Source organism: Kitasatospora sp. GP82, assembly GCF_029892105.1.
GTDB lineage: Bacteria > Actinomycetota > Actinomycetes > Streptomycetales > Streptomycetaceae > Kitasatospora.
The window spans coordinates 305,757-330,034 of the sequence record NZ_JARZAJ010000002.1 but is presented as its reverse complement, the minus strand read 5'-3'; the positions used below and the strand labels follow the sequence as shown (position 1 = coordinate 330,034).

At 71.8% G+C, this 24,278-nt stretch carries 21 protein-coding genes and 2 tRNA genes; 13 read left to right on the top strand and 10 right to left on the bottom strand.

The features are described from left to right. The first annotated feature begins 34 nt into the window (after positions 1-34). The 3 genes from P3T39_RS03185 (at position 35) to P3T39_RS03175 (ending at position 2,625) form a co-directional block, all read left to right on the top strand. Positions 35-832, top strand: coding sequence for a carbon-nitrogen family hydrolase (locus P3T39_RS03185; protein ID WP_280695713.1), 798 nt, complete (start codon positions 35-37; stop codon positions 830-832). Positions 833-970: 138 nt separating this feature from the next. Beyond that, positions 971-1,933 carry a GntR family transcriptional regulator gene (locus P3T39_RS03180; RefSeq protein WP_348534302.1) on the top strand — a complete coding sequence of 321 codons (963 nt, stop codon included), beginning with the start codon at positions 971-973 and terminating at the stop codon, positions 1,931-1,933. Positions 1,934-1,977: 44 nt separating this feature from the next. Beyond that, entirely contained in the window at positions 1,978-2,625 is a 648-nt protein-coding gene (locus P3T39_RS03175) for a hypothetical protein (RefSeq protein WP_280695712.1), read from the top strand. 103 nt (positions 2,626-2,728) lie between these two features. On the opposite strand, the gene P3T39_RS03170 is transcribed toward P3T39_RS03175, so the two are convergent. Next, on the bottom strand, positions 2,729-3,514 hold the full coding sequence (locus P3T39_RS03170) for an SLATT domain-containing protein (RefSeq protein WP_280695711.1): 786 nt from the start codon (positions 3,512-3,514) through the stop codon (positions 2,729-2,731). Between the two features lie 461 nt (positions 3,515-3,975). On the opposite strand from P3T39_RS03170, the gene purD reads away from it, so the two are divergent. The 4 genes from purD to P3T39_RS03150 all read left to right on the top strand — a co-directional run bounded on the left by purD (position 3,976) and on the right by P3T39_RS03150 (position 10,111). Next, on the top strand, positions 3,976-5,226 hold the full coding sequence (purD, locus tag P3T39_RS03165) for a phosphoribosylamine--glycine ligase (protein ID WP_280695710.1): 1,251 nt from the start codon (positions 3,976-3,978) through the stop codon (positions 5,224-5,226). A gap of 529 nt (positions 5,227-5,755) precedes the next feature. Beyond that, positions 5,756-7,312, top strand: a complete 1,557-nt coding sequence (locus tag P3T39_RS03160) for a hypothetical protein (protein ID WP_280695709.1) — start codon at positions 5,756-5,758, stop codon at positions 7,310-7,312. A gap of 181 nt (positions 7,313-7,493) precedes the next feature. Further along, positions 7,494-9,032 carry a N,N-dimethylformamidase beta subunit family domain-containing protein gene (locus P3T39_RS03155; RefSeq protein ID WP_280695708.1) on the top strand — a complete coding sequence of 513 codons (1,539 nt, stop codon included), beginning with the start codon at positions 7,494-7,496 and terminating at the stop codon, positions 9,030-9,032. A gap of 179 nt (positions 9,033-9,211) precedes the next feature. Continuing rightward, positions 9,212-10,111: a phosphoribosylaminoimidazolesuccinocarboxamide synthase gene (locus P3T39_RS03150; protein ID WP_280695707.1), complete on the top strand. Its 900-nt coding sequence runs from the start codon at positions 9,212-9,214 to the stop codon at positions 10,109-10,111. 47 nt (positions 10,112-10,158) lie between these two features. Here P3T39_RS03150 and P3T39_RS03145 read toward each other — a convergent pair whose 3' ends face one another. The 7 genes from P3T39_RS03145 to P3T39_RS03115 form a co-directional block, all read right to left on the bottom strand. Next, positions 10,159-10,788, bottom strand: coding sequence for a response regulator transcription factor (locus tag P3T39_RS03145; RefSeq protein WP_280695706.1), 630 nt, complete (start codon positions 10,786-10,788; stop codon positions 10,159-10,161). Then, positions 10,788-12,137, bottom strand: coding sequence for a sensor histidine kinase (locus tag P3T39_RS03140; protein ID WP_280695705.1), 1,350 nt, complete (start codon positions 12,135-12,137; stop codon positions 10,788-10,790). The genes P3T39_RS03145 and P3T39_RS03140 overlap by 1 nt, the downstream gene beginning before the upstream one ends. A 69-nt stretch (positions 12,138-12,206) precedes the next feature. Continuing rightward, entirely contained in the window at positions 12,207-13,028 is an 822-nt protein-coding gene (locus P3T39_RS03135) for an ABC transporter permease (RefSeq protein ID WP_280695704.1), read from the bottom strand. Continuing rightward, on the bottom strand, positions 13,025-14,017 hold the full coding sequence (locus P3T39_RS03130) for an ABC transporter ATP-binding protein (protein ID WP_280695703.1): 993 nt from the start codon (positions 14,015-14,017) through the stop codon (positions 13,025-13,027). Before P3T39_RS03130 ends, P3T39_RS03135 begins: the two co-directional genes overlap by 4 nt. A gap of 179 nt (positions 14,018-14,196) precedes the next feature. Beyond that, a tRNA-Gly gene (locus P3T39_RS03125) sits at positions 14,197-14,272 on the bottom strand. Positions 14,273-14,307: 35 nt separating this feature from the next. Then, positions 14,308-14,380, bottom strand: a tRNA-Gly gene (locus P3T39_RS03120). 155 nt (positions 14,381-14,535) lie between these two features. After that, positions 14,536-14,853 carry an Lsr2 family protein gene (locus tag P3T39_RS03115; protein WP_030304494.1) on the bottom strand — a complete coding sequence of 106 codons (318 nt, stop codon included), beginning with the start codon at positions 14,851-14,853 and terminating at the stop codon, positions 14,536-14,538. Between the two features lie 466 nt (positions 14,854-15,319). Here P3T39_RS03115 and purS point away from each other — a divergent pair, with 466 nt between their 5' ends. From purS to P3T39_RS03090, 5 genes are all read left to right on the top strand, one after another. After that, entirely contained in the window at positions 15,320-15,574 is a 255-nt protein-coding gene (gene purS / locus P3T39_RS03110) for a phosphoribosylformylglycinamidine synthase subunit PurS (protein ID WP_045305233.1), read from the top strand. Beyond that, a complete protein-coding gene (gene purQ, locus P3T39_RS03105) occupies positions 15,571-16,248 on the top strand; it encodes a phosphoribosylformylglycinamidine synthase subunit PurQ (protein ID WP_280695702.1) in 678 nt (225 codons plus the stop codon). The genes purS and purQ overlap by 4 nt, the downstream gene beginning before the upstream one ends. After that, positions 16,248-18,518, top strand: coding sequence for a phosphoribosylformylglycinamidine synthase subunit PurL (purL, locus tag P3T39_RS03100; protein ID WP_280695701.1), 2,271 nt, complete (start codon positions 16,248-16,250; stop codon positions 18,516-18,518). Before purQ ends, purL begins: the two co-directional genes overlap by 1 nt. Before the next feature lie 129 nt (positions 18,519-18,647). Next, positions 18,648-19,472, top strand: coding sequence for a maleylpyruvate isomerase family mycothiol-dependent enzyme (locus tag P3T39_RS03095; RefSeq protein ID WP_280695700.1), 825 nt, complete (start codon positions 18,648-18,650; stop codon positions 19,470-19,472). Positions 19,473-19,625: 153 nt separating this feature from the next. Next, a complete protein-coding gene (locus P3T39_RS03090; RefSeq protein WP_280695699.1) occupies positions 19,626-21,392 on the top strand; it encodes a hypothetical protein in 1,767 nt (588 codons plus the stop codon). A 119-nt stretch (positions 21,393-21,511) separates the two neighbouring features. Here the strand turns inward: P3T39_RS03090 and P3T39_RS03085 are convergent, their stop codons facing one another. Next, entirely contained in the window at positions 21,512-22,408 is an 897-nt protein-coding gene (locus P3T39_RS03085; RefSeq protein WP_280695697.1) for a DUF3152 domain-containing protein, read from the bottom strand. Between the two features lie 193 nt (positions 22,409-22,601). Between P3T39_RS03085 and P3T39_RS03080 the strand changes: the two genes are divergently transcribed. Continuing rightward, positions 22,602-23,021, top strand: coding sequence for a DUF3151 domain-containing protein (locus P3T39_RS03080; RefSeq protein WP_280695696.1), 420 nt, complete (start codon positions 22,602-22,604; stop codon positions 23,019-23,021). 162 nt (positions 23,022-23,183) lie between these two features. Here P3T39_RS03080 and fbaA read toward each other — a convergent pair whose 3' ends face one another. Then, complete coding sequence (gene fbaA / locus P3T39_RS03075; RefSeq protein ID WP_280695695.1) at positions 23,184-24,206, bottom strand: class II fructose-bisphosphate aldolase; 1,023 nt, start codon at positions 24,204-24,206, stop codon at positions 23,184-23,186. Positions 24,207-24,278 lie beyond the last annotated feature (72 nt).

Below are 24,278 nucleotides of genomic sequence, written 5' to 3'. Positions count from 1 at the left end.
CGATCGTAGGACGGGTGCCATGGACGGTGGTAGTGTGCGCGCTTCTTTGATCCAACTCGCGGTCTCCGACGCCGAGCCGCCCGCCGAGCGGCGGGCCAGGGCCGCGGCGCTGGTACGGGCGCAGGAGGGGGCCGACCTGGTCGTGCTCCCCGAGCTGTGGCCGCTCGGGGGCTTTGCGTACGACGCCTGGTCGGGCGGGGCCGAACCGCTGGACGGGCCGACCGCCGAGGTGATGTCGTCGGCGGCGCGCGCGGCCGGGGTGTGGCTGCACGCCGGTTCGATCGTGGAACGCGATCCGGACGGCCCGATCTACAACACCTCGCTCTTCTTCGCCCCCGACGGCGAGCTGATGCACACCTACCGCAAGATCCACCGCTTCGGCTTCGACAGCGGTGAGGCGGTCGCGATGGGCGCGGGCCAGGAGATCGTCACCGCCACCACCGACTTCGGCACCCTGGGCCTGGCCACCTGCTACGACCTGCGCTTCCCCGAGCTCTTCCGGGCGCTGCTGGACGCGGGCGCCGAGCTGCTGGTCCTTCCGGCCGCCTGGCCGGAGCGCCGCCGCGAGCACTGGACGCTGCTGGCCCGTGCCCGCGCGGTCGAGGAGCAGGCGTATGTGCTGGCCTGCAACACGGCCGGTACGCACGGCGGGGTCGAACAGGCCGGACACAGCATCGTGGTCGATCCCTGGGGCAAGGTGCTGGCCGAGGCGGGCGCGGGCGAGGAGGTGCTCACCGTGGAGTTCGACCCGGGGGAGGCCGCCAGGGCCCGAACCGAGTTCCCGGTGCACCGCGACCGACTGCTCGGCATCCCGGCCCCGGTCCAGCGCTGACCGGACCGCATGAGCGGAAACCAGCCACCTTGTCCTGATATGGCCGGAGTTAAGGCTCTTGCGCACATGGTGGGCTTTTTTGAGAAGATGAGCCACCATCGCGTTTTGCCGAGCCCGGAAGAGGGGGTCGTGACCGGAATGTCCAGCTCCTTCGGCATCGGGGGCAACCATCCGGCGATCCAGCGCAACAGCCTGCGCGAACAGATCGCCGGGGCGCTGCGCGAGGAGATGATGGCCGGCCGCCTCGCGGCGGGCCGGAACTTCACGGTCAAGGAGATCGCCGAGCAGTACGGGGTCTCGGCGACCCCGGCCCGTGAGGCACTGGTCGACCTGGCGGCCCAGGGGCTGCTCCGCACCGAGCACCACCGCGGCTTCACCGTGCCCGAGTTCACCTGGCGCGACTTCCTGGAGATCTTCGAGGCCAGGACACTGCTCACCGACAGCGCGATGCGCCAGCTCGCCGCCGGCCGGGGCGGCCCCGGGGCACACGGGTACGACTGGGGCCGGCTCCCCTCGCTGCGCCGTCGCGCCGAGGCCGCCGCCCGCGCCTCCAGAGCCGGCCAGCTGGATGTCCTGGTCGGCTGCGACCGCCGGTTCTGGCAGGAGGTCGGGCTGCTGATGGACAACGGCCGGATCGGCGACTACCTGGACTGGCTTCGAGTGCAGTCCTGGATGTTCGCTGCGCCCTACCTGCGCGGGGCGGACAACCTCAGCGGTGTCTGCTGGGCCGGGCACACCGACCTGGTGGACCGGATCGAGGCCCGCGACCTGGCCGGAGCGCAGCGCCTGATCAACGAGTACAACCTCTTCACCATCGAACTGCTGGCCTCTCTCGCCGGACAGTCGCTGGAGTCGGTCACCGTCCTGTCGCTGCTCCGCTCGTCCGTGGCCGCCGAGACGCCGTCGGATCCCGGGGTCCACGTCACCGAGCCCGAGGTGGCGCCCGTGGTGGAGCAGCCCCGGCCCGCTGCCGCCGTACGCGAGGTGGCGGAGGTCGGCCTCGGCCTGGTGCCGCTGCCGCGCTTCGTGTCGCAGGGGCGGTTCGGGCGGCCGCTGCGTCCGTTCCGGCCGGGGAGCGAGGAGCCCGCACCGGGCCGGTAGGGTGGGCCGTCGTTGCCCGCCCTCCGGAGAGGATGAGCCGGCCCATGGCCTGCGACCTCTGGCTGGTCCCGCTCGTGGACAAGCTGACCCACAGCCCCGAAAACCCCTTCCGGGAAGACCTGCTGCGCTACAACGGCGCCCTCGCCTCCCAGGGCCTGCCCGAGGTGCCGGTGTACCAGTACGCGCCGGGGATAACCGGCGAGGTCGAACCGGTGGCCGCGTTCGACTACGACTCGCTCCACTTTCTGCGCCGTGCCTACCTGTTGGGTCTCACCGGCTTCGAGGTCACGCCGGTGGATGCGCTCGGCGGTGACTACGAGCAGCTGCTGGAGATGTTCGAGAGCACGGCCGAACAGTCGCACCTGGTCTGGCACTTCGACCACGCGGGCGCGTACGTTCCGATCGACTTCCTGCTCCCGGTGGTGGCGGAGAACCTGCTGGAGTCCGGTGGGCCGCTCGGCTCGTCGCAGGGGCTGATGCGCGAACTCCAGGCCGTCGCGCCGGTGTTGGGCATCGACGTGTACAACCCGCCGGCGCCGACCCGCCCGCTCGCCCCGACCGGTCTCGAGCAGCCGTTCGGCCCACCGCTGGACGACCTCCACCCCTACGCGCGCGAACGGCACGCCTGGGCAGGCCTCTACGCGGCGGCCACCCGCAGCGTCACCCAGGGCTCGATGATCGTCTTCGCCTGACCACAGCCCGCGCCCCACGGGCGCAGGCTTTCAGGGGCGGGTCCTCGGTGCAGGTTCTCAGGCGCGGATCCGCGCCCCTGAAAGCCTGCACCCACCGCAGGGGTCAGCGGAGGGGGCCCTCCGGGGGGCGTTGGCGGGGCATGGTGGGGCGGGTGCCGGGGGGTGGCAGGACGCGGACCTGGGCGTCGGCGCCGCCCTCGCTGCGGCCGCCCCAGGGGCCGGCCGCCTGGGTGGGCAGCTGGGTCATACTGGCCCGGAACTCCAGCATCCAGTCGGAGGTCTCGCTGCGGACCATGTCCGAGATGTCCTCGCAGAACCGCCGCAGCACCCCGAGGCAGCGCTCGGCGGCCTCGCCCGCCGTGCCCTCGGTGGGGCCGAGCACCTCGCGTACGCACTCCGAGGCCCAGTCGAACTGGAAGGCTTCGAGCCGCCGTTGCAGGGCCTGCGCGGTGCTGACGTCGCGCATCCAGCCGGAGGTGAGCCCGAAGGTCCGGTCCGCGCCCAGGCCGGCGGCGGAGAGCACCAGGCCGACGTACCCCCAGTTCGCCGCCTGCCCGGCCAGACCGGTGAGCGCGACCAGCGGGGCCGTCACTCCGGCCACGGCGAAGCCGGCCGCGCCGAACCGCAGCAGCCGTGCCCAGCGGCGCTTCCAGATCCGGTCCCGCTGGTACCACTCGATCGCCTCGACCGCCCGCTCCTCGGACCAGCGGTAGAGCTCCTCCAGCCGTTCGGCGGGCTCGCCCCAGTCCCCGAGCGGGAACTGGCGGGCGCTCAGATCGGTACGGCGGCGGCTGGGCGCCGGGTCCGGGGAGGGCGTGGCGGGTTGGTCCTCCTCGCCGACTTCCTTGCCCCAGGGGCTCTCCTCGGGCTGCATTTCCGGCTGGCTCACCTGTGGGGCTCCCTGTGGCGGGCGGACTGCTGAGGCCCTGGCGGGGTACCGGGCCTGACGGAGCGTTGGGCTGACACTGGATCCTGTGACACTTCGTCGGACGGGTTCGGCGCCTGGTGCGGGTGTGGGCCGCCCATGGTGCCGTGCACCGGCCTGTGCCGGTGGTTCTCCGAGACAACTTCTTACCGCCAAATGGCTGACCGTGGGGCCGCTTCGGAGGTGATCGTTATCGGATTTCACCTCGGTATGCCGAGGTGAGAGGGTTTCGGTGGGCGGCGAGATTTCACCCTTCCGAGCGAGCGATCGGTGGTCCTTCCTTCTGACTCGCCGGTCGAGGGCGGTCCGACTCCTCCCCATAGTTGGAGGTTCATCCAAGAAATACGTCCCGACGGCCAGTCTCATTGGAGCTTCCGACGGTACCGAGGACTTATTCGAATGAGCCACCGACTACCCTTTGCGGCGTGAAGGTCCTCGTCATCGGCGGCGGCGCCCGCGAACACGCCCTGTGCCGCTCTCTGTCCCAAGATCCCGCCGTCACCGAGCTGCACTGCGCCCCGGGCAACGCCGGGATCGCGCAGGTGGCGACGGTCCACCCGGTCGACCAGCTGGACGGCGCGGCGGTCACCGCGCTGGCCGGACGGCTGGCCGCCGACCTGGTCGTGATCGGCCCGGAGGCCCCGCTGGTGGCCGGGGTCGCCGAGCCGCTGCGGGCGGCCGGCTTCCCGGTCTTCGGCCCCTCCGCCGAGGCGGCCCGGCTGGAGGGCTCCAAGGCGTTCGCCAAGGACGTGATGGCGGCCGCCGGCGTCCCCACCGCCCGCTCCTACGTGTGCACCACCGAGGCCGAGGCGGCCGAGGCCCTGGACGCCTTCGGCGCCCCGTACGTGGTCAAGGACGACGGCCTGGCCGCGGGCAAGGGCGTCGTGGTCACCCCGGACCGCGGGGCCGCGCTGGCCCACGCCGCCTCCTGCGAGCGCGTGGTCATCGAGGAGTACCTGGACGGCCCCGAGGTCTCGCTCTTCGCGATCACCGACGGCACCACCGTCCTGCCGCTGGTGCCCGCCCAGGACTTCAAGCGCGCCCTGGACGGCGACGAGGGCCCCAACACCGGCGGTATGGGCGCCTACTCCCCGCTGCCATGGGCCCCCGAGGGGCTGGTGGAGGAGGTGCTGCGGACCGTGCTGCAGCCCACCGTGGACGAGCTGCGCCGCCGGGGCACCCCGTTCTCCGGCCTGCTGTACGCGGGCCTTGCGCTCACCTCGCGCGGTACCCGGGTGATCGAGTTCAACGCGCGCTTCGGGGACCCGGAGACCCAGGTCGTCCTCGCCCGGCTGCAGACCCCGCTGGCGGGCGTGCTGCTGGCCGCCGCCGAGGGCACGCTGGACGAGCTCGAGCCGCTGCGCTGGCACGAGGGTGCCGCCGTCACCGTGGTGATCGCCTCGGAGGGCTACCCGGCCGCGCCGCGCACCGGCGATGTGATCGAGGGGCTGGCCGAGGCGGAGTCCGCCGACGGCACGGTGTACGTGCTTCACGCGGGGACCCGGTCGGGCGAGGACGGCCAGGTGCTCAGCGCAGGTGGCCGGGTCCTGTCGGTCACCGCGACCGGTGCGGACCTCACCGAGGCCCGCACCCGGGCCTACCGGGGTGTCGAGCGGATCGCCCTCAAGGGCGCGCACCACCGCAGTGACATCGCACTGAAGGCCGCCGGGCAGTAGCCCGACGGCGACGGCACGCCCCGAGGGCGCTGCGCCCGGTCATCGTCCCCGGCTCCGGCCGGGAGGTGCACCCATGGCGCAGCGCCCTCTGCCGTTGCGGGAGATGCGGCGGGAGGGCGGCCGCCACACCGGACGGAGGCGGGATTCCAACCCTTCGGGTGACGGACTCGCCATCCGGCTGACGCGGCCGCTGCACCGGCCTTAGGGTGCGCTGGATCGTGCCGGATCGCGTCGGCCCGGTCGGGCCGTCGTGCCCGACGCCGGGTGGCCCGGCTCGGTCAGGGGGATGCTGAAAGCGTGCACCGTCACTAGGACGGGTGGAAAGCGGGCCGGTCCGGAACACTCGCCCGCACGCTGGCGTCAAAACTGTCGGAAGTGCCATGCAGGATGCACAACCGGGGTCGGCCAAGGCTGCGTCCCGGTCGGAACTGATCATTTCGAGTCGGCTCGGGCGTCCGGACCGTTGTGGACCTCTTCGGTGAGGGCTCGCGATCACCGACCTCGGGCTCCGAAGGGGGTGCCGCGTCGAATGGCCGCTGTGGACGCAGCCCGCGCACATGCCCAGGCTCTGCTGCGGGTGCGTGGGTTCGGCGTGGCCGTCGCCGCGCTGCCTGCCGCCCTCGCCGTGGTGCTGCTGGCGGGACGGCTGACCGGGCGCCTCGGCGCGTCCGGCTCCGCCGACGCGGTGGCATGGGACACCGCCCGCTGGGTGGTCGGCCTGGTCGCGGTGGTGGTGCTGGTGATCGCCTTCCTGGTCACCCGTGCCCATGCCGGGGCCGTCCCGCCGCAGACCCCGGCCGTGCCGGTGGCCGAGGCGGACGCCCCGGAGCTGTACCGGCTGATCCGCGAGCTGGCCGACCGGCTCGAGGTGCCGGCCCCGTCCGCCATCGCGCTCACCCCTGACTGCGACAGCTGGCTGGAGGACGCCCATCCGCGCCTGCGGCTGCTCTCGCTCCGTCCGGCCGAGCCGTCCGCGCCGGTGCTGGTGATCGGCTCGCCGTTCCTGTGGTGGATGCGGGCCGGGGAGCTGCGGGCCCTGCTCGCGCCCGTGGTGGCGGGCACGGCGGCCGCGGCCGACCCGGAGATCGCCGCCGCCCGCCGCTTCGTCCGCAGCCTGGACGCCTCGCTCGGTGCCCCGCGCCGAGGCCCGGCGGCCCTGGTGGACCGGATCACCCGCCGCCTGCTCGGCACCTGCCGGGACCACTCGGCGGAGCTGGAGCGTTCGGTCGCGGCCTGGGCGTCCGAGCACGCCAAGTCGGTCGACTACGGCCTGCGGATCGCCGCCCAGGAGCAGGTCGGCCTGGCCTACGCGGGCTGGGACCGGCTGCTCAGCCGGGTCGCGCTGCCCGCCTGGCGGCTCGGCCGGCTGCCCACCCATCTGAACGCGGGCGTGGTCGCCGCCCTCACCGAGCTCTCCCGCCGCGACCGGCTCGCCGACGGGTACGAGAGCCGGCTGGGCGACCGGCCCGCCTGCGATCTGCTGGAGGAGCCGGGCCGGGTCGACGCCGCCGTCTCGCTGCTCGCCGCCGAGCTCTTCTTCGGTGCTCCCGCCACCGGCTGGCAGGACCTCGACTGGGCGGACTACCCGGCGCAGGTGGTGGACCGCGGCTGGCGAAGTCAGGCGTCCGCCCTGCAGGCGGCGCTGGACGGCACCGAGCGCGGCGGCACCGAGCGCGGCGGCGACGGGCGCGGCAACGCGGTCGCGCACAGCCGTACGGTCGGGCCGACGCTGACCCGGCTGCTGGCCCGGCTCGCGGACGGCGGCGGCGAGCCGCTGTCCGCCGCCCTCGCCACCCAGCTGGAGCGCAGCGGCCGCACCGCCGCGCCCCCCTTGCAACCCGTGCGCAGCGGACGGGATCTGCTGGTCGAGCACGTCACCGCGCTGGTCTGCTGCGCGGCCGTGGACACCGGCGCCGGTGTCGCGGGGCTGGACTGGCTGGACGGCCCCGTCCTGCTGGTGGACGGCAGGCGAGGGGCCGATCCGGCGGGTGCGGTGGCGCAGGCGGTGGAGCGGGGCAAGGACGCCCCGTTGCGCGCCTGGCTGGAGGGCGCGTGCATCCGCCTTGAGCGCCCCGTCCGGCTCTGAAACCGGGAGACGTGCGGCCAGCCGGGTCGCAGCGCCGGGTTTCAACAACACTTGTTGCTACCGTGGGGTGACGCAGCGCCAGCACTGTGTGGTGTGCTAGACCACAGCACGCACATACATGTGGCACATGCCACCGGGCGGGGGAGCGCCGGGCCGGGCCCGGTAACTGTGGGAGGGGCGCGTGGAGACGGAACTCAACCGCCGCTGGGAGTCGGGCACGCTGGCACACGGCGTCTCCGACCCCTTCGGACAAGGCCCGCTGCCCTGGCTGCGCAGCCCGGACCAGTACGTGGCCGGGATCGAGGGCGCCGTCCCCTGGTACGTCAGCGTGGACGCCCCCGGCCAGCGGCCGTTCGCCACGGCTCGTCCCAAGCCGCCGGTCGGCACCCCGGCCAACTCGGACGACGTCGACCAGCAGATCAAAGGTTTCGCCTCGGCGGGAGTGATCCGTCCCGGCGGCTCGGTGGACTTCCGGGTCACCGTGAACCCGCCGCGCGAGTTCAGCGTGGACGTCTACCGGATCGGGCACTACGGGGGCGACGGGGCCCGCCACATGACGCTGAGTCCGCTGATCGCCGGGGTGGCCCAGGCCGCGCCGCTGGTGGTCGGCCGTACCGTCTCCTGCCACCACTGGTGGCAGTCCTGGCGGCTGCACATCCCGCAGCACTGGAGAGCCGGTGCGTACGTTGCGGTGCTCACCACGGCCGACAGCCTGCACCGCAGCCACATCCCGTTCACCGTCAGGGACGTCCAGGAGCCCAGCCACCCCTCCGAGCTGCTGCTGGTGGTTCCCGATGTGACCTGGCAGGCGTACAACCTCTTCCCCGAGGACGGGCACAACGGTGCCAGCCTCTACCACGCGTGGGACGGCGAGGGACGGCTGCTGGGCGAGGAGGAGGCCGCCGTCACGGTCTCCTTCGACCGGCCGCACGCGGGTGCGGGTCTGCCGCTGCACGTCGGCCACGCCTACGACTTCATCCGCTGGGCCGAGCGCTACGGCTACGACCTGGCCTACGCCACCGCCCTGGACCTGCACGCCGGTCTTGTGGATCCGGCGCGGCACAAGGCGCTGATCTTCCCAGGGCACGACGAGTACTGGTCGGAGCCGATGCGGCGGACGGTGGAGCGGGCCAGGGACGGTGGCACCTCGCTGGTCTTCCTGTCCGCGAACACCATGTACTGGCGGGTCGAATTGACGGCCGGTCCGTCCGGTGAGCCCAACCGGCTGCTCAACTGCCGCAAGCGCCAGCGCGTTCCGGCCGGGCATCAGGCCTTTGGAGTACCCGGCAGCCAGAGCGGCCTGTGGCGGGACGCGGGCGAGCCGGAACAGCACCTGCTCGGCATCCAGTACTCGGGGCGGGTGCCCACGCCCGTCCCGCTGGTGGCCAGGAACACCTCGCACTGGCTCTGGGAGGGCACCGGGCTGCGGGACGGTGAGGAACTGCCCGGCCTGGTCGCCGGGGAGGCGGACTGCTACTTCCCCAAGGTCGCGCTGCCCGAGCACGCCGAGCGCCGACTGCTCGCCCACTCCCCGTACCGCGACGTCCTCGGCAGGCTCCGGCACCAGGAGACCTCGCTCTACCGGGCACCCAGCGGCGCGCACGTCTTCGCCGCGGGAACCTTCGCCTGGTCGCCCGCGCTCGACCGTCCCGGCCACACCGACGACCGCATCCAGCGGGCCACCGCCAACCTGCTCGACCACCTCTGCAAGGAGGGGTGACCCCGCGCGAGCCCCGCGCCCCAAGAAGCAACCCCTCGCACCCTTGTCCTCCGGGGTGCTGTCCGCAGGACGCTACGCGCGTGGAACGGGCACGGAGAGGCCCTCGTGAAAGACTCGGGCCACTGACCTCCACTTCTCGACGCGCAGCCGCGAGAACCACCCTGAGGACTGAGACGACCTTGAGCGGATTTGTCATCAAGCCCGAGCCGGTCCAGGTACCCGGCCTGGTCCACCTGCACACCGGCAAGGTGCGCGACCTCTACCGCGCCGAGAACGGCGATCTGGTGATGGTCGCCAGTGACCGGACCTCCGCCTTCGACTGGGTGCTGCCCAGCGAGATCCCGGACAAGGGCCGGATCCTCACCCAGCTCTCGCTGTGGTGGTTCGAGCGGATCGCCGACATCGTGCCCAACCACGTCATCTCGGCGGAGGTCCCGGCCGGTGCGCCCGCCGACTGGAAGGGCCGCACGATGGTCTGCCGCCGCCTGGACATGATCCCGGTCGAGTGTGTGGCCCGCGGTTACCTGGCGGGCTCGGGCCTGGTGGAGTACCGGGCGGAGCGTACGGTCTGCGGCATCGCGCTCCCCGAGGGGCTGGAGAACGGCTCGGAGCTGCCCGCCCCGATCTTCACGCCCGCCCTCAAGGCCGAGGTCGGCGAGCACGACGAGAACGTCCCCTACGAGGAGGTCGTCCACCGGATCGGTGCGGAGCTGGCCGTCAGGCTGCGGCAGACCACGCTCGCCGTCTACTCCCGGGCCCGGGACATCGCCCGCGAGCGCGGGCTCGTCCTGGCGGACACCAAGTTCGAATTCGGCCTGCTGGAGGACGAACTGGTGATCGGTGACGAGGTGCTCACCCCCGACTCCTCCCGTTTCTGGCCCGCCGACGAGTGGCAGCCGGGCCACTCCCAGCGGTCCTTCGACAAGCAGTTCATCCGCGACTGGCTGTCCTCGCCCGAGTCGGGCTGGGACCCCAAGGGCGAACTGCCGCCGCCGCCGCTGCCCGCCGAGACCATCGAGCGCAGCCGGGCCAAGTACATCGAGGCGTACGAGCGCCTGACCGGCCACAGCTGGGCCTGAGCTGCCCGATTGCGTTCCCGGGGGTGGCCCGCCTGTCTGAGGGCTGGTCAGATCCAGCCGTGCTCGCGGGCCACCCGGACCGCCGCGTGGCGGTTCTCGGCGCCCAGTTTGGTGGCGGCCGAGGAGAGGTAGTTGCGGACGGTGCCGGGGGAGAGTGCGGCCCGTGCGGCGATCTCGGTGATCGAGGTTCCGTCGGCGGCCAGTTCCAGGACGTCGGTCTCCCGGGGGGTGAGCGGGCTGTCCCCGGCGCTGATCGCGTCGGCGGCCAGTTCGGGGTCCACGAACCGGCCGCCGGCCCGGACGGTGCGGATGATCCCGGCCAGGTCCACGGCCGAGACGGTCTTCGGCAGGAAGCCGCGCACCCCGACCTCCAGGGCGCGCTTGAGGTAGCCGGGGCGGCCGTGGCCGGTGACGATCATCGTCCGGCAGTCCGGCAGCACCCGCCGCAGCTCGTGGGCGACCTCGATGCCGTCCAGTCCGGGCATCTGGAGGTCCAGGACGGCGACGTCGGGCCGGTGGGCCTTGGCCATCGCCAGTGCCTCGGGGCCCGAGGCGGCCTCGGCGACCACGGTGATGTCGTCCTCCAGGGCCAGCAGGGCGGCCAGGGCACCGCGGATCAGGTGCTCGTCGTCGGCGAGCAGGACGCGTACGGGCGCTCCGGCGGTGGGCTCGGTCATCAGGTGGACGTCTCCATGGCGCTTGCGGGCAGGGCGGTTGCGGACGGACCGGCACCGGACGGACCGGCAGCGGGCGAGGTCGTGTCGAACGTGGCGGTGGCGGTCAGGGGAAGGCTCGCGGTCAGCCGGTGGCTGCCGGGGCCTTCCTTGCGGCAGGTGAGTTCGCCGCCGAGGACGACGAGCCGTTCGCGGAGCCCGGCCAGGCCGGTGCCACTGCCCGCACTTGGCTTGGGGGTGTCGGGCACGCCGTCGTTGTCGATCTCCAGGACGGCCCGGTCGGCGGTCAGTTGCAGCCGGATCGAGCAGTGTGTGGCGTCGCTGTGCCGCAGCACATTGGTGGTCGCCTCGCGGATCACCCAGCCGAGCACCGACTGGACGGCCGAGGGCAGCGCGGCGACACCCAGGCCGATCTCGGTGGTGCACTCGACCTGGGCAGCGCGCAACACCGAACGCGCGCCCGTCAGTTCGGCCTGGAGGTCGGCGGCGCGGTAACCGCGTACGACATCACGGACCTCGCGCTGGGACTCCTGGGCGATCCGCTGCACCTCGACCATCTGGTCGGCGGCCTCCGGGCGGCCCCGGCGGGCCAGTTGGACGGCGAGCTCGCTCTTGAGCGCGATGGTGGTCAGGTTGCGGCCCATCACATCGTGCAGGTCGCGGGAGAAGCGCAGCCGCTCCTCGGCGACCGCCAGCTGGGCCTGGGCCTCGCGGGCGGCGTCCAGCTCCCAGACCACCGAGACGATCCAGGCCGAGCAGCGCCAGGCCGCTCCCAGTGCCGGAAGCCAGATGGCCAGGCCGAGCATCAGTCCGACCGTGGTGCTGACGGACATCCCGGCGGCGAGTCCGGACGGGAGCACGAGCAGCACCAGCGCGGCGCCGGCGAGCACGCTGGCCCGGACCGTCAGGGCCAGGGCCAAGCCGGCGAAGCTGAAGGCGGTCAGGTAGGCGACCTCGGTCGAGGTGGTGGGCAGCACGCCGTTCAGGGAAGTCGGCCCGAGCACCAGCAGGAGCGGCACGCTGACGACGATCACCAGGCCGGTGACGACCATCCAGGCGATCGGCCGCTCGCGGCGGCCGAGGTAGTAGTCCAAGGTGGCCCGGAAGCAGCCGGTGGACAGCACGGCGGCAAGGACGGAGGTCGCCAGCAGGCCCGGCGTCAGCCAGGCGGAGTGGACGGCACCCCTGGTTTCGGTCAGGGAGCCCAGGGCCACCAAGGGTTGCATCAGCTCGGTCAGATAGACCGACCAGCGCACGTATGCCTCGGTACGCTGCGGCTTCCCGCTGGCTCGCCAGCGGCGTACCGGTCTGGTCAGATCCACCTCGTCGTTGTCCCATCCCCGTGACGTCATGGTCGAGCTGTCTTCCTATCAGTCCGGGGTGGTCGGACCGGACATCGGGTCGATGCCGGAGCGGGAGCGTCAGCGGCGGGGTTCCCAGCGGAACCAGCGGCGGGCGGCCCAGACGGCGACGGTGGTCCAGAGGGCGGCGAGCGCCAGGTGCGGGGCGGCCTGGACCCAGGTACCGGCGAAGTCGGTGGCGGTGGCGGAGCCGTCGGTACCGAACCAGCCGAGGCGCAGCAGCTGGAAGGCCGGGGTGGTGGGCAGGGCGCGGCAGAAGGTGGCGAGCTGATCCGGCATCACCTCCAGGGGCACCAGCAGTCCGGAGGCGAACTGGGCGACCAGCATGACCGGCAGGGTGGTGATGCCCGCGCTCTCGACGCTCTTGGTGAAGGCGCTGGAGACTGCGGCGAGGGCGATCAGCAGGACGACGGCGAGTCCGAGCCCGGCCACCATCAGCACCGGGTTGACCGGCACCGGGAGGTGCAGCAGTTCGGCAGCCGCCACGCCCAGGACGGCGCACTGCACCAGGGCGAGGACCACCGAGGGAACGGCCGTCCCGCCGAGGATCTCCAGATCGCTCGCCTCGCCGGTGCGCAGCCGCTTGAGGACGAGTTCACCGCGCCGCCCGACGTACGCGGCGGTCAGGTTGTAGTAGACGACGAACATCAGGATGAGCCCGGTCACCGCGGTGACCAGGCCGGCGTTCAGGTCGAGCGCGGGGAAGTGCTCGGCCTGCTTCTTGAGCATGGTGTGCACCCCGCCGACCAGCATCAGCGGCAGGACCAGGGCGGTGAACAGCGCGGTGCGGTTGCGCAGCAGCAGGGTGGTCTCGGCACGGCCGAGGGCGAGCATACGGCCGAGGGAGGAGGACGGTGCGGCGGTGGCGGTCGCGGTGGTCATCGGGCGGATCCGATCAGGGCGGGGGCTGCGGCGGGGGTGGTGGTGTCGCCGGCTTCGGCGGCGATGGCGAGGAAGGCCTCTTCGAGCGAGGCGCTGCGGGCGTCCAGCCCGCCGAGCGCGATCTCGTGGTGGGCGGCCCAGCCGAGCAGTTCGGTGAGGGCGGCCTGGAGCCGAGCGGTGTGCAGGGTGATCCGGCGGCCGTCCGCTCTGATCTCGCCGTCCAGCCGCGGTAGCGCGAGGTCCTCGTACCGGCCGTAGCGCTCGGGCAGCTCGAAGCTGATCCTGGACGGGCGACCGGCGATCACCTCGGCGACGGTGCCCGAGGTGACCACCCGGCCCTGGTGCATGATCGCCAGCCGGTCGGCGAGCTCCTCGGCCTCCTCCAGGTAGTGCGTGGTCAGCAGCACGGTGGTGCCCTGGGTGCGCAGTTCGCGGACCAGCCGCCAGACGGCCGCGCGGGCCTGGGGGTCGAGGCCGGTGGACGGCTCGTCCAGGAAGAGCACCTCGGGGCGGCCGAGCAGGGCCATCGCCAGGTCCAGTCGGCGTCGCTCGCCGCCGGAGAGCTGCTTGACCCGTACGCCCCGCCGGTCCAGCAGGCCGACCAGGTCGAGTGCCTCGTCCACCGGGCGGGCGCCGCTGGTGAGTCCGGCCCAGGTGCGGCCGGTCTCGGCCACGGTGAGGTCGGAGGGGAAGCCGCCCTCCTGAAGCATGATCCCGATCCGCGGCCGGACCACGGCCCGCTCCCGGTGGGGGTCGTGGCCGAGCACCCGGACCGTCCCCGCCGTCGGGGCGGCCAGACCTTCGATCAGCTCCATGGTGGAGGTCTTGCCCGCCCCGTTGGTGCCGAGCAGTGCGAACAGCTCCCCCCGGCGGATGGTGAGGTCCAGGCCGCGGACGGCATCGAAGCCGGCGGATCCGGCCGGGCCGTAGCGGCGTTGCAGGCCGTGGACCTCGATGGCGGGCTGCTCACCGGAGCTGCTGTTCTTCATGCCTCAAGCCTCCCGTCGGCCCGGTGGCATGAGCAGTGCGTGCCGTCATCGAAGCCCGGTGCGGATCCATGGGTCGGCGATGACAAATGTCATGGATGGAGGAACGGTGGAGGAACGAGGTACTGAAGACGTGGCGGAAACGACAAAGGCCCCCCTCGTGGGAGGGGGGCCTTCGTGACTGGAGCGGACGACGAGATTCGAACTCGCGACCCTCACCTTGGCAAGGTGATGCTCTACCAACTGAGCCACGTCCGCATGATCTTTAGTTATGCCGTACTGCACTTACTGCGAGCGGACGACGAGATTCGAACTCGCGACCCTCACCTTGGCAAGGTGATGCTCTACCAACTGAGCCACGTCCGCACGATGCGCCAGGCGTTTCCGCCCACTTGCATCGGCCGCCTCCCCGATCTCCCGGTTGCGGCGACGAGAAATACTCTACCCCATGGATCGGGGTGGTCGCCCCACCCTCCCCGCCGGTGCGGTCGGGGTGGGGACGACGAGCCCGCTGTGCCAGGTCAGTTGGCCTCGGCGAAAGCCTCGTAGACGTGCTTGGGGATGCGGCCGCGGGCGGGCAGCTCCATGCCGCGCGACTGCGCCCAGGCGCGGACGGCGGCCGGGTCGGGGGTGAGTGCGGTGCGGCGGAACGACTTTCCGGTACGGCTCTGGCGGCGCCCGGCCGCGACGAACGGGGCGAGGGCCTCCCGCAGCTTCTCCGCGTTGTCCACGGACAGGTCGATCTCGTACGACTTCCCGTCTACGCCGAAGTGGACGGTTTCCGCGGCAGCGCCGCCGTCCAGGTCGTCGGAGAGCGTGACAACTACACGCTGAGCCATGGGTGTCAATCCTCTCGGGCAATTCGGCCGTCGGACGCGTGGCTGCGCCTCGTCGACCCTGTGCACCGGCTGGGAATGAGCAGGCGGACGGCATCGGCCCATGCCGATACGCCCGACTCTCCGTCGCCGGTCGCCCTATTCTGCACCCAAAGCGGGCGGAAATCGAAGGCCCCCATGCATTCTTTTTCCGAATTTTCATCCATCTTCACGTGTGGCTGATAGCACTGATACCGATGGTCGATCTGTCCGGAGTGCCGGTATTCGGACGTTCTAGCTGCGGCTCAGCGGAGGGGATTTAAGCCGCCGAAAGCGGCCGGTCACAGAGGTGGTCGAGGGCCCTGGAACCCTTGGCGCGTAAGGGGCAAAGGTCTACGCGCGTTGCCTCGCCCGGCTCGCAAACTCGCCCGAAACCCCCGGTAGTCTGAAGGTCCCCCCGCCTTCACGCACCACACCACCGGGAGTGCAAGTGGCACGCGTCGTAGTCGACGTCATGCTCAAGCCGGAGATCCTCGACCCGCAGGGACAGGCGGTGCAGCGTGCACTGCCTCGCCTCGGATTCGACGGGATCGCCGATGTTCGCCAGGGCAAGCGATTCGAACTGGAGCTGGAAGGGCCGGTGGACGACGCCGCGCTCGCCCGCATCCGCGAAGCCGCCGAGACCTTCCTCGCCAACACCGTGATCGAGGACTTCACCGTCCGCATCGAGGAGGACGGCAAGTGACCACTCGCGTAGGCGTAGTCACTTTCCCCGGCTCCCTCGACGACCGCGACGCCCAGCGCGCGGTCCGACTGGCCGGCGCCGAGCCGGTCGCCCTCTGGCACCGTGACAAGGATCTCCACCAGATCGACGCCGTCGTTCTGCCGGGCGGATTCAGTTACGGCGACTATCTGCGCTGCGGCGCCATCTCCCGCTTCTCCCCGGTGATGGAGACCATCATCGAGCAGGCCAAGCTGGGAATGCCCGTCCTCGGTATCTGCAACGGCTTCCAGGTGCTCTGCGAATCCCACCTGCTGCCCGGTGCGCTCACCCGCAACGACTCGCTGCACTTCATCTGCCGCGACCAGAAGCTGCGCATCGAGAACGCCGAGACCGCCTGGACCCGCGATTACTCGGCCGGTCAGGAAATCGTCGTCCCGCTGAAGAACGGCGAGGGCCGCTTCGTCGCCGACCAGCACGTCCTGGACGAACTGGAGGCCGAGGGCCGAGTCGTGGCCCGGTACGTCGATCTGAACCCGAACGGTTCGTACCGCGACATCGCCGGGATCACCAACGCCGCCGGCAATGTCGTCGGCCTGATGCCGCACCCCGAGCACGCGGTGGAGCCGCTCACCGGTCCGACCACCGAGGGCCTGGGCTTCTTCACTTCCGTCCTGAAGCAGCTGGTGAACGCCTGATGACTCTCGACACCGTCAAGAACGCCGAGCAGACCCCGGACTCCGCCCAGCCCTGGGCCGAGCTCGGTCTGAAGGAAGACGAGTACACCCGGATCCGCGAGATCCTCGGCCGCCGCCCCACCGGCGCCGAGCTGGCGATGTACTCGGTCATGTGGTCGGAGCACTGCTCGTACAAGAGCTCCAAGGTGCACCTGAAGCAGTTCGGCGAGAAGAAGCCGTCCGCCGGGACGGCAGGGGCTGACGCCATGCTGGTCGGCATCGGCGAGAACGCCGGTGTGGTGGACGTCGGCCAGGGCTATGCGGTGACCTTCAAGGTCGAGTCGCACAACCACCCCTCGTACATCGAGCCCTACCAGGGCGCGGCCACCGGTATCGGCGGCATCGTCCGCGACATCCTGGCGATGGGCGCCCGCCCGGTCGCCGTGATGGACCCGCTGCGCTTCGGCGCGGCCGACCACCCCGACACCCGGCGCGTGCTGCCCGGGATCGTCGCGGGCATCGGCGGCTACGGCAACTGCCTGGGCCTGCCCAACATCGGCGGCGAGGTCGTCTTCGACCCCTGCTACCAGGGCAACCCGCTGGTCAACGCACTGTGCGTGGGCGTGATGAAGCACGAGGACATTCACCTCGCGCAGGCGTCCGGCGCCGGCAACAAGGTCATCCTCTACGGTGCCCGCACCGGTGGTGACGGCATCGGCGGTGTCTCGGTGCTGGCCTCGGAGACCTTCGACGCGACCGGCCCGGCCAAGCGCCCCGCCGTCCAGGTCGGCGACCCGTTCCAGGAGAAGCTGCTCATCGAGTGCACCCTGGAGATCTTCGCCGAGAAGCTGGTGAAGGGCATCCAGGACCTCGGTGGCGCCGGACTGTCCTGCGCCACCAGCGAGCTGGCTTCGGCGGGTTCGGGTGGCATGCGGATCGAGCTGGACACCGTGCCGCTGCGCGACAACACGCTCTCGCCGGAGGAGATCCTCATGAGCGAGTCGCAGGAGCGCATGTGTGCGATCGTCGAGCCCGGCAAGGTCGATCGCTTCCTGGAGATCTGCGAGAAGTGGGACGTCATCGCCACCGTGATCGGTGAGGTGACCGACGGCGAGCGCCTGGAGATCTTCTGGCACGGCGAGCTGGTGGTCGACGTACCGCCGCGCACCGTCGCCCACGAGGGCCCGACCTACCAGCGCCCGTACGCCCGCCCGAGCTGGCAGGACGCCCTGCAGGCCGACGCACCGAGCGCCTCCCGCCTCGCCCGGCCGGCGGACGGCGACGCGCTCAAGGCCGACCTGCTCAAGGTCGTCGGCTCGCCGAACCAGGCCTCCAAGGCGTGGATCACCGACCAGTACGACCGCTATGTGCTCGGCAACACGGTGCTCTCCTCGCCCGAGGACTCCGGCATGATCCGGATCGACGAGGAGACCAACCTCGGCGTCTCGGTCGCCACCGACGGCAACGGCCGCTACACCAAGCTGGACCCGTACACCGGAGCCCAGCTGGCCCTCGCCGAGGCGTACCGCAATGTCGCGGCCGGTGGCGCCAAGCCGCTCGCCGTCTCCGACTGCCTCAACTTCGGCTCCCCCGAGGACCCGGACGTGATGTGGCAGTTCGCCGAGGCGACCCGCGGTCTGGCCGACGCCTGCCTGGTGCTCGGCACCCCGGTCACCGGTGGCAACGTCTCGCTCTACAACCAGACCGGTGAGACCGCCATCCACCCGACCCCCGTGGTCGCGGTGCTCGGCGTGATCGACGATGTCACCCGCCGCACTCCGATCGGCTTCGCCGAGCCGGGGCAGCTGATCTACCTGCTCGGCGACACCACCGACGAACTGGGCGGCTCCGCCTGGTCGCAGGTCGTCCACGACCACCTCGGCGGCCTGCCGCCCAAGGTGGACCTGGAGCGCGAGCGGCTGCTCGGCGAGATCCTGATCGCCGCCTCGCGCGACGGCATGATCGACGCCGCGCACGACCTCTCGGACGGCGGCCTGGGCATGGCGCTGGTGGAGAGCTGCCTCAAGGGCGGCGTCGGCGCGCGCGTCGTCGTCCCCGAGGGCCTGGACCCGTTCGTGTTCCTGTTCTCCGAGTCGGCGGGCCGCGCGGTGGTCGCGGTGCCGCGCAGCGAGGAGGTCCGGTTCAACGACATGTGCGGTGCGCGCGGCCTGCCGGTCGCCCGGATCGGCGTCGTGGACGGCGAAAGCCTGGACGTCCAGGGTCAGTTCAGCGTCTCGCTGGCCGAGCTGAAGGACGCCCACACCGGCGTCATCGAGGCCCTGCTGGCCTGACTGTCTGGTCCAGGTGCAAGCGTTGAGCTTCGGGGGCGCGGGGCTCTGCTTGATCAAGCAGAGCCCCGCGCGCCTTTGTCTGCTCGCCCTTGCTCCTGAGGCGTGGGTGTTGGCGTTAGCCTGCGGGGTATGGCCAAGTCCCGTGTGTACGACCCCGTCAAGGTGCGCACCGCCCTTGCCGGTCAGACCGAGGCGCTGCGCGCCGCCGTTCACGCGCTCTGCGCCGACCCGGTGGCCGAGGAGATTCTCGACCGGCCGACCAGGCTGGGGGAGTGGAATGTGCGTCAGCTGGTCGCGCACCTCGGGTACTGCGTGGACTTGCTGCCCAAGCGTCTCAAGGACCCGGTGCCGCAGGGCGGTCCGCTCGGACTGATCGAGTGGGCCGGCCTGACGCGGACCGCTGCGGCGGTGGTCGGGGCGGCGGCGAAGGAGCATGCGGAGGGGGCCTTCGGGGGCTCGCCCGAGGAGGTCGCCCGGGAGTTCGACCAGGCCGCCGACTCGTTGCTGAGCGCCCTGGAAAGCCCCGAAGCCGCCGAACCAGGGCGGCGGTTCGTGGGTCGCTTCGGGCCGATGCTGCTGTCCGATTTCCTGGTGACGCGTCTGGTCGAGACCGTGGTGCACGCGGACGACCTCGCGGACGCACTCGGCCTCGCCGAATTCCCGCACGCCAAGCAGGCCCTGGCCGCCGTCTCCCGGCTGCTGGCGGACGCCTTCGCCGAGCAAGTACCCGGTGGATCGGTCGAGTTGAGGGTTCCGCCGTACGCCGTGGTGCAGGCCGTGCCGGGCCCCAGGCACACCCGCGGCACCCCGCCCAACGTGGTCGAGACCGACCCGCTCAGCTGGATCCGCCTCGCCACCGGCCGTACCGACTGGGCCACCGCCGTCGAGTCCGCCGCCGTCTCGGCGAGTGGAGAGCGCAGCGACCTCGCCGAGTACCTGCCCGTCATGGGCTGACGGCCGTCCCGGGCCCGACCGCGATCGGGCCGCGGCCGCACGGCGGCGTCCGCCGGTCGGCCGAAGGCCGGTCTGACGACGGCACAGCCCGCTCGGGCAGCGGACAAGTAAGCTCACAACCCGGCCGTAGAAGAACGGACGAGGGGACTGGGCATGACCGAGCAGGGCCACGCGATACCGCCGCTGCGGGCCGGACGGCGCCCGGCCGGGGCCGCGTTGCTGGGCTGGCTGGACGACGACCGCTCGCCCCGGCTGTGCCGGATCGCCGGTTCGCCGGGCTCGGGCAAGACCCACCTGCTGGAGTGGCTCGTCCGGGCGTGCACCGGCGAACCGGCCCCCGGGTGGCGCCGACTGCACGCCGTGGTCCCCGCCGAGGGGATCGGTGTCCGAGGTGCTGTCTGGCTGCTGGGCCACCGGCTCGGCGTGGTCGCCCGTACCCCCGGTGACCTGCTCACCGCGCTGGCCGAGACCGACGGCCGTACGGTCGTCTGCGTTCCCGGTCTCAACCGGGCGGCCGACCCCGCCCGGCTGGTCGCCGAGCTCCTCGATCCGCTGCTGCGCCTGCCCCAGGTCCGGCTGATCGTGGAGGCCGCGGACGGCAGCCCGGAGGCGCTCGGCCTCGCGGCGGTCGAGCAGCCCGCCGTCCTCGACCTCGATCTGCCGCAGTGGACCGACCAGGCCCGCTTCGCGAGCTGGTGCGAGGGCCGGGCCGCCGATCCCGCCGCCTACCCGAGCCCGGGTGCGGCGCTCGGCCGTACCCGGACCGAGGCGCCCGAGAGCGTGGCCCAGCTGGCCGCCCGGGTACCGCGCTCGGCGGACGGTGCCCCCGATCCGGCGGCCGCCGGCGAGCAGCTGCTCTCCGAGCTGTGGACGGCGACCATCCGCGAGGGCAGCACCGGCCAGCTGCTGGCCGACCCGACGCTGCTCGTCCACGCGGGCCCGCTCGCGGTGACGACCGCCCTGGACGGCACCGGCGGTCCCCTCCCGGCCGCCTGGAACGTCGCCGGACCAGCGCTGATCGCCGAGCCCGACCCCGGCGTACGGGCCGCCGTGCTGCGCACCAGGCTGATCGGTCTGGACGAGGCGGCGGCCGAGCGGCTCGCCACCGTGCCCGCGCCCTGGCGCGGGGCCTGGGCGCTCTGGCCCAACTCCTCGGTCGGCTGGCCGGGGCCGGTCGCCTCGCTGGCGCTCGGCGCGGGTGCGTACGCGGGGCAGCTGCTGCTCGCCGACCCGGGCGGCACCATCAGGACGGTGGACGCGAGCACCGGCGTACCGCTGGCCAGGGTGGACGTGCCGGGCTCCAAGCCGCTGCGGGCGCTCTCGGTGACCCCGGGCGGCTCGGTGCTGCTGCTGGACGCCTGGGGCGGCCTTGAGGTGCTCCCGTCCCCGGGCACCGTCACCGAGTCGGTGGAGCAGCAGACGGCGGCGGTGGAGGCGCTGCGCGGTAAAGCCGAGAGCGCGCCGAGTGTGCTGGCCGCCGTGGCGGGACTGCCGGGTGCGGCGCCGGCGGTGGCCGACGAGGCCGGGTCGGTGTTCTGGTACCAGGACGGCGCGGTCATCGGCGAACGTCTGCACACCGGCCCGGTGACGGCGCTGGCGGGTGCGGTGGCCGACGGCCGTCCCGTTCTGGTCAGCGGTGGTTTCGACGGGACCGTCCGGCTCTGGAGTCCTGGAACGGTACCGGTGGCCGGGCCGCTGGAGCCCCGTCCCGGGCCGGTCGGCGCGGTGGCGGCAGCCGGGAGCCCGGCCGGGTTGGCGGTCGCCGCCGCATGGGGTGACGGCCTGGTCCGGGTCGCCCTGGTGGGCCGGAGCGAGCCGGTGCTCGAACTGCGGCTCGGCTCGCAGGTCTGGGCACTCGCCCTGACCGAGGGCCGCGTGGTGCTCGGCACCTCGGACGGCATCGCCGCGGTCGAGTACTGAGCCGGCCCGGTCCCTGTACCTGACGACTGTTTCGCTGGCCTCGGCCATGCACTGCGCCGAGCCTCGCGCCTCTGGGCAATGCATGGCTGACCGCATGCCAATAATCGGCCGGGCGGCCCCTACGGCACGCGCGGCCCGCTGATGTAGGTGCCGTCGGCGGTGTAGGGCCAGGCGTTGGGCAGGCAGCCGTTGAGGCCGTAGATCTGCTGCATCATCGCGGGTGCGAGCTTGCCCTTGCCGGGGCAGCCCTCGTGGCCGTGGCCGATCCGGTGGCCGACCTCGTGATTGATGATCAGGGCCCGGTAGTCGTCGATCGAGCCGGTGAACATCGGCGAACCGGTGTTCCAGCGCTTGAGGTTGACCACCACCTGGGGGCCGACGTCGCAGTTCACCTCGCCGCCGGTGTTGAGGCCGCCGGTCGCGCAGATCGCGTCCACGGTGTCCGGGGAGGCGATCTTGATGGTGAAGTCGTACCTGCCGTCGGCGACCAGCTGGAAGCCGTCCTTGCCGTTGGTGGTCCAACTCCGCTTGTCGGAGAGGATGTTGTGGATCTGCTTGGCGGCGGCCTGGGCGTCGACGCCGATGCCGTCCTCGACCTCGACCTTGTAGCGGCGGATGTTGCCGTGCCCGACGGCGTCTCCGTCGGCGGTGGCCGTGGTGAAGGAGCCCTTGCCCTTGACCGGTCCCGGGTCTGCCGAGCTGCTTGCCGAGGCGGAGGGCGAATCCTGGGCGTTCGGTGTGTTCGGTGTGTTCGGTGTCTCCACGCGGGCGCCCGCGGTGTCGGAGCTGTCCGGCGTCGGGGACTCGCCCAGTGACGGGACCGCCCGCGCCTGGGTGGTGGGCCCGGGGGTGGAGGCACCGCTACTGCCGTCGGGTATCACCAGGAGGCCGGCCGCCGCGAGGGCGCCGCCCAGCAGCGTGAGCTCGATGGCCAGTCGTCGACGCTTGGCCTGTCGGCGGCGTCTGGCCTGCCGACGGTTCGGGGTCGCGGCCCGGCTCTTCGGAGTTGCTCGCACTCGTACGCTCTCTGATAGCCCAACAGGGTGATGCCGTGTCAGCTCATTGACGGCTTCGGTCACCCTCGCACGCGGAAACCCGGGCTGTCCACATACTCCGTATGTGCAGCGCGCGCAAGCCCTGGTCTGTACCACGCAAGGTGTTCGAACGCTCTCGGTCCGTATGCCCGGGCCGGATGGCAGACTTCAGTCCATGACCAACTACAAGAACCTGCTTGGCGGACCGGAACCGACCCTGCTGCCCGAGGACGAGCAGCCGTACCGGATGCTGGGGGAGGAGTCGGCGTCCCCGACCCAGGTCGCGGCTGCGTTCCCGACCTTCTCGCTGGCCTGGGCGATGCTCGCCGACGACGCCTTCGACGCCGGTCGCGTGGTGGAGTCGTACGCCTACGCGCGCACCGGTTACCACCGGGGCCTCGACGCGCTGCGCCGCAGCGGCTGGAAGGGCCACGGCCCGGTGCCGTGGGGGCACCGCGGCAACCGGGGCTTCCTGCGCTGCCTCGCGGGGCTGGCCCGCGCGGCGGACGCGATCAAGGAGACCGAGGAGGCCGAGCGCTGCTGGCAGTTCCTGCGCGACAGCAGCGAAGAGGCCTACGTGGAGCTCAAGCAGTGAAGCTCTCTCCCGGCTGAAGCCGGGAGATTCCCTCCTGGGTCGAGGGCGGCCTCCACCTCCGCCGTGAGCGGCGGAGCACCGGCCAAGATCAGAGGCGGACCCGGACATGCCGAAGGGGCGCCCTCCGCACAGCGGTGGAGGGCGCCCCTTCGGGTGTCGGGACTACTTGATGCGGTTGCCGGCCGAGCGCAGCTGCTGGGCGGCCTCGACCACGCGGGAGGCCATGCCGGCCTCGGCCAGCTTGCCCCAGGTGCGCGGGTCGTAGGTGTTCTTCTTGCCGACCTCGCCGTCGACCTTCAGCACACCGTCGTAGTTGCGGAACATGTGGTCCGCGACGGGGCGGGTGAAGGCGTACTGGGTGTCGGTGTCGAGGTTCATCTTCACGACGCCGTTCTCCAGCGCGGTGGCGATCTCCTCGGCGCTGGAGCCGGAGCCGCCGTGGAAGACGAAGTCGAACGGGTCGTTCTTGCCGTACTGCTTGCCGATCGCGTCCTGCAGCTCGCGCAGCAGCTCCGGCTTCAGCACGACGTTGCCCGGCTTGTAGACGCCGTGCACGTTGCCGAAGGAGGCGGCCAGCAGGTAGCGGCCCTTCTCGCCCAGTCCCAGGGCCTCGGCGGTGCGGACGACGTCGTTGACGGTGGTGTACAGCTCGTCGTTGATCTCGTGCGAGACGCCGTCCTCCTCGCCACCGGTCGGGGTGATCTCGACCTCAAGGATGATCTTGGCGGCGGCGGCCTGGGCCAGCAGCTCCTGGGCGATGGCGAGGTTGTCGTTCAGGGTCTCGGCGGAGCCGTCCCACATGTGGGACTGGAAGAGCGGGTTCTGGCCCTTGGCCACGCGCTCGGCGGAGATCGCCAGCAGCGGGCGGACATAGCCGTCCAGCTTGTCCTTCGGGCAGTGGTCGGTGTGCAGCGCGACGGTGACGTCGTACTTGGCGGCCACGATGTGCGCGAACTCGGCGAGCGCGACGGCGCCGGTCACCATGTCCTTGTTGTGCTGGCCACCGAGGAACTCCGCACCACCGGTGGAGATCTGGATGATGCCGTCGCTCTCGGCCTCGGCGAAGCCACGCAGCGCGGCGTGCAGCGTCTGCGACGAGGTGACGTTGATGGCCGGGTAGGCGAACTTGCCCGCCTTGGCCCGGTCGAGCATCTCGTTGTAGACCTCGGGAGTTGCGATGGGCATGCGAATCCGCTCCTGTCGGTGTGGGGCGCTCGGACGACTCTGTCCGAGGCACGGTACGCCTGGGTCGAGGTG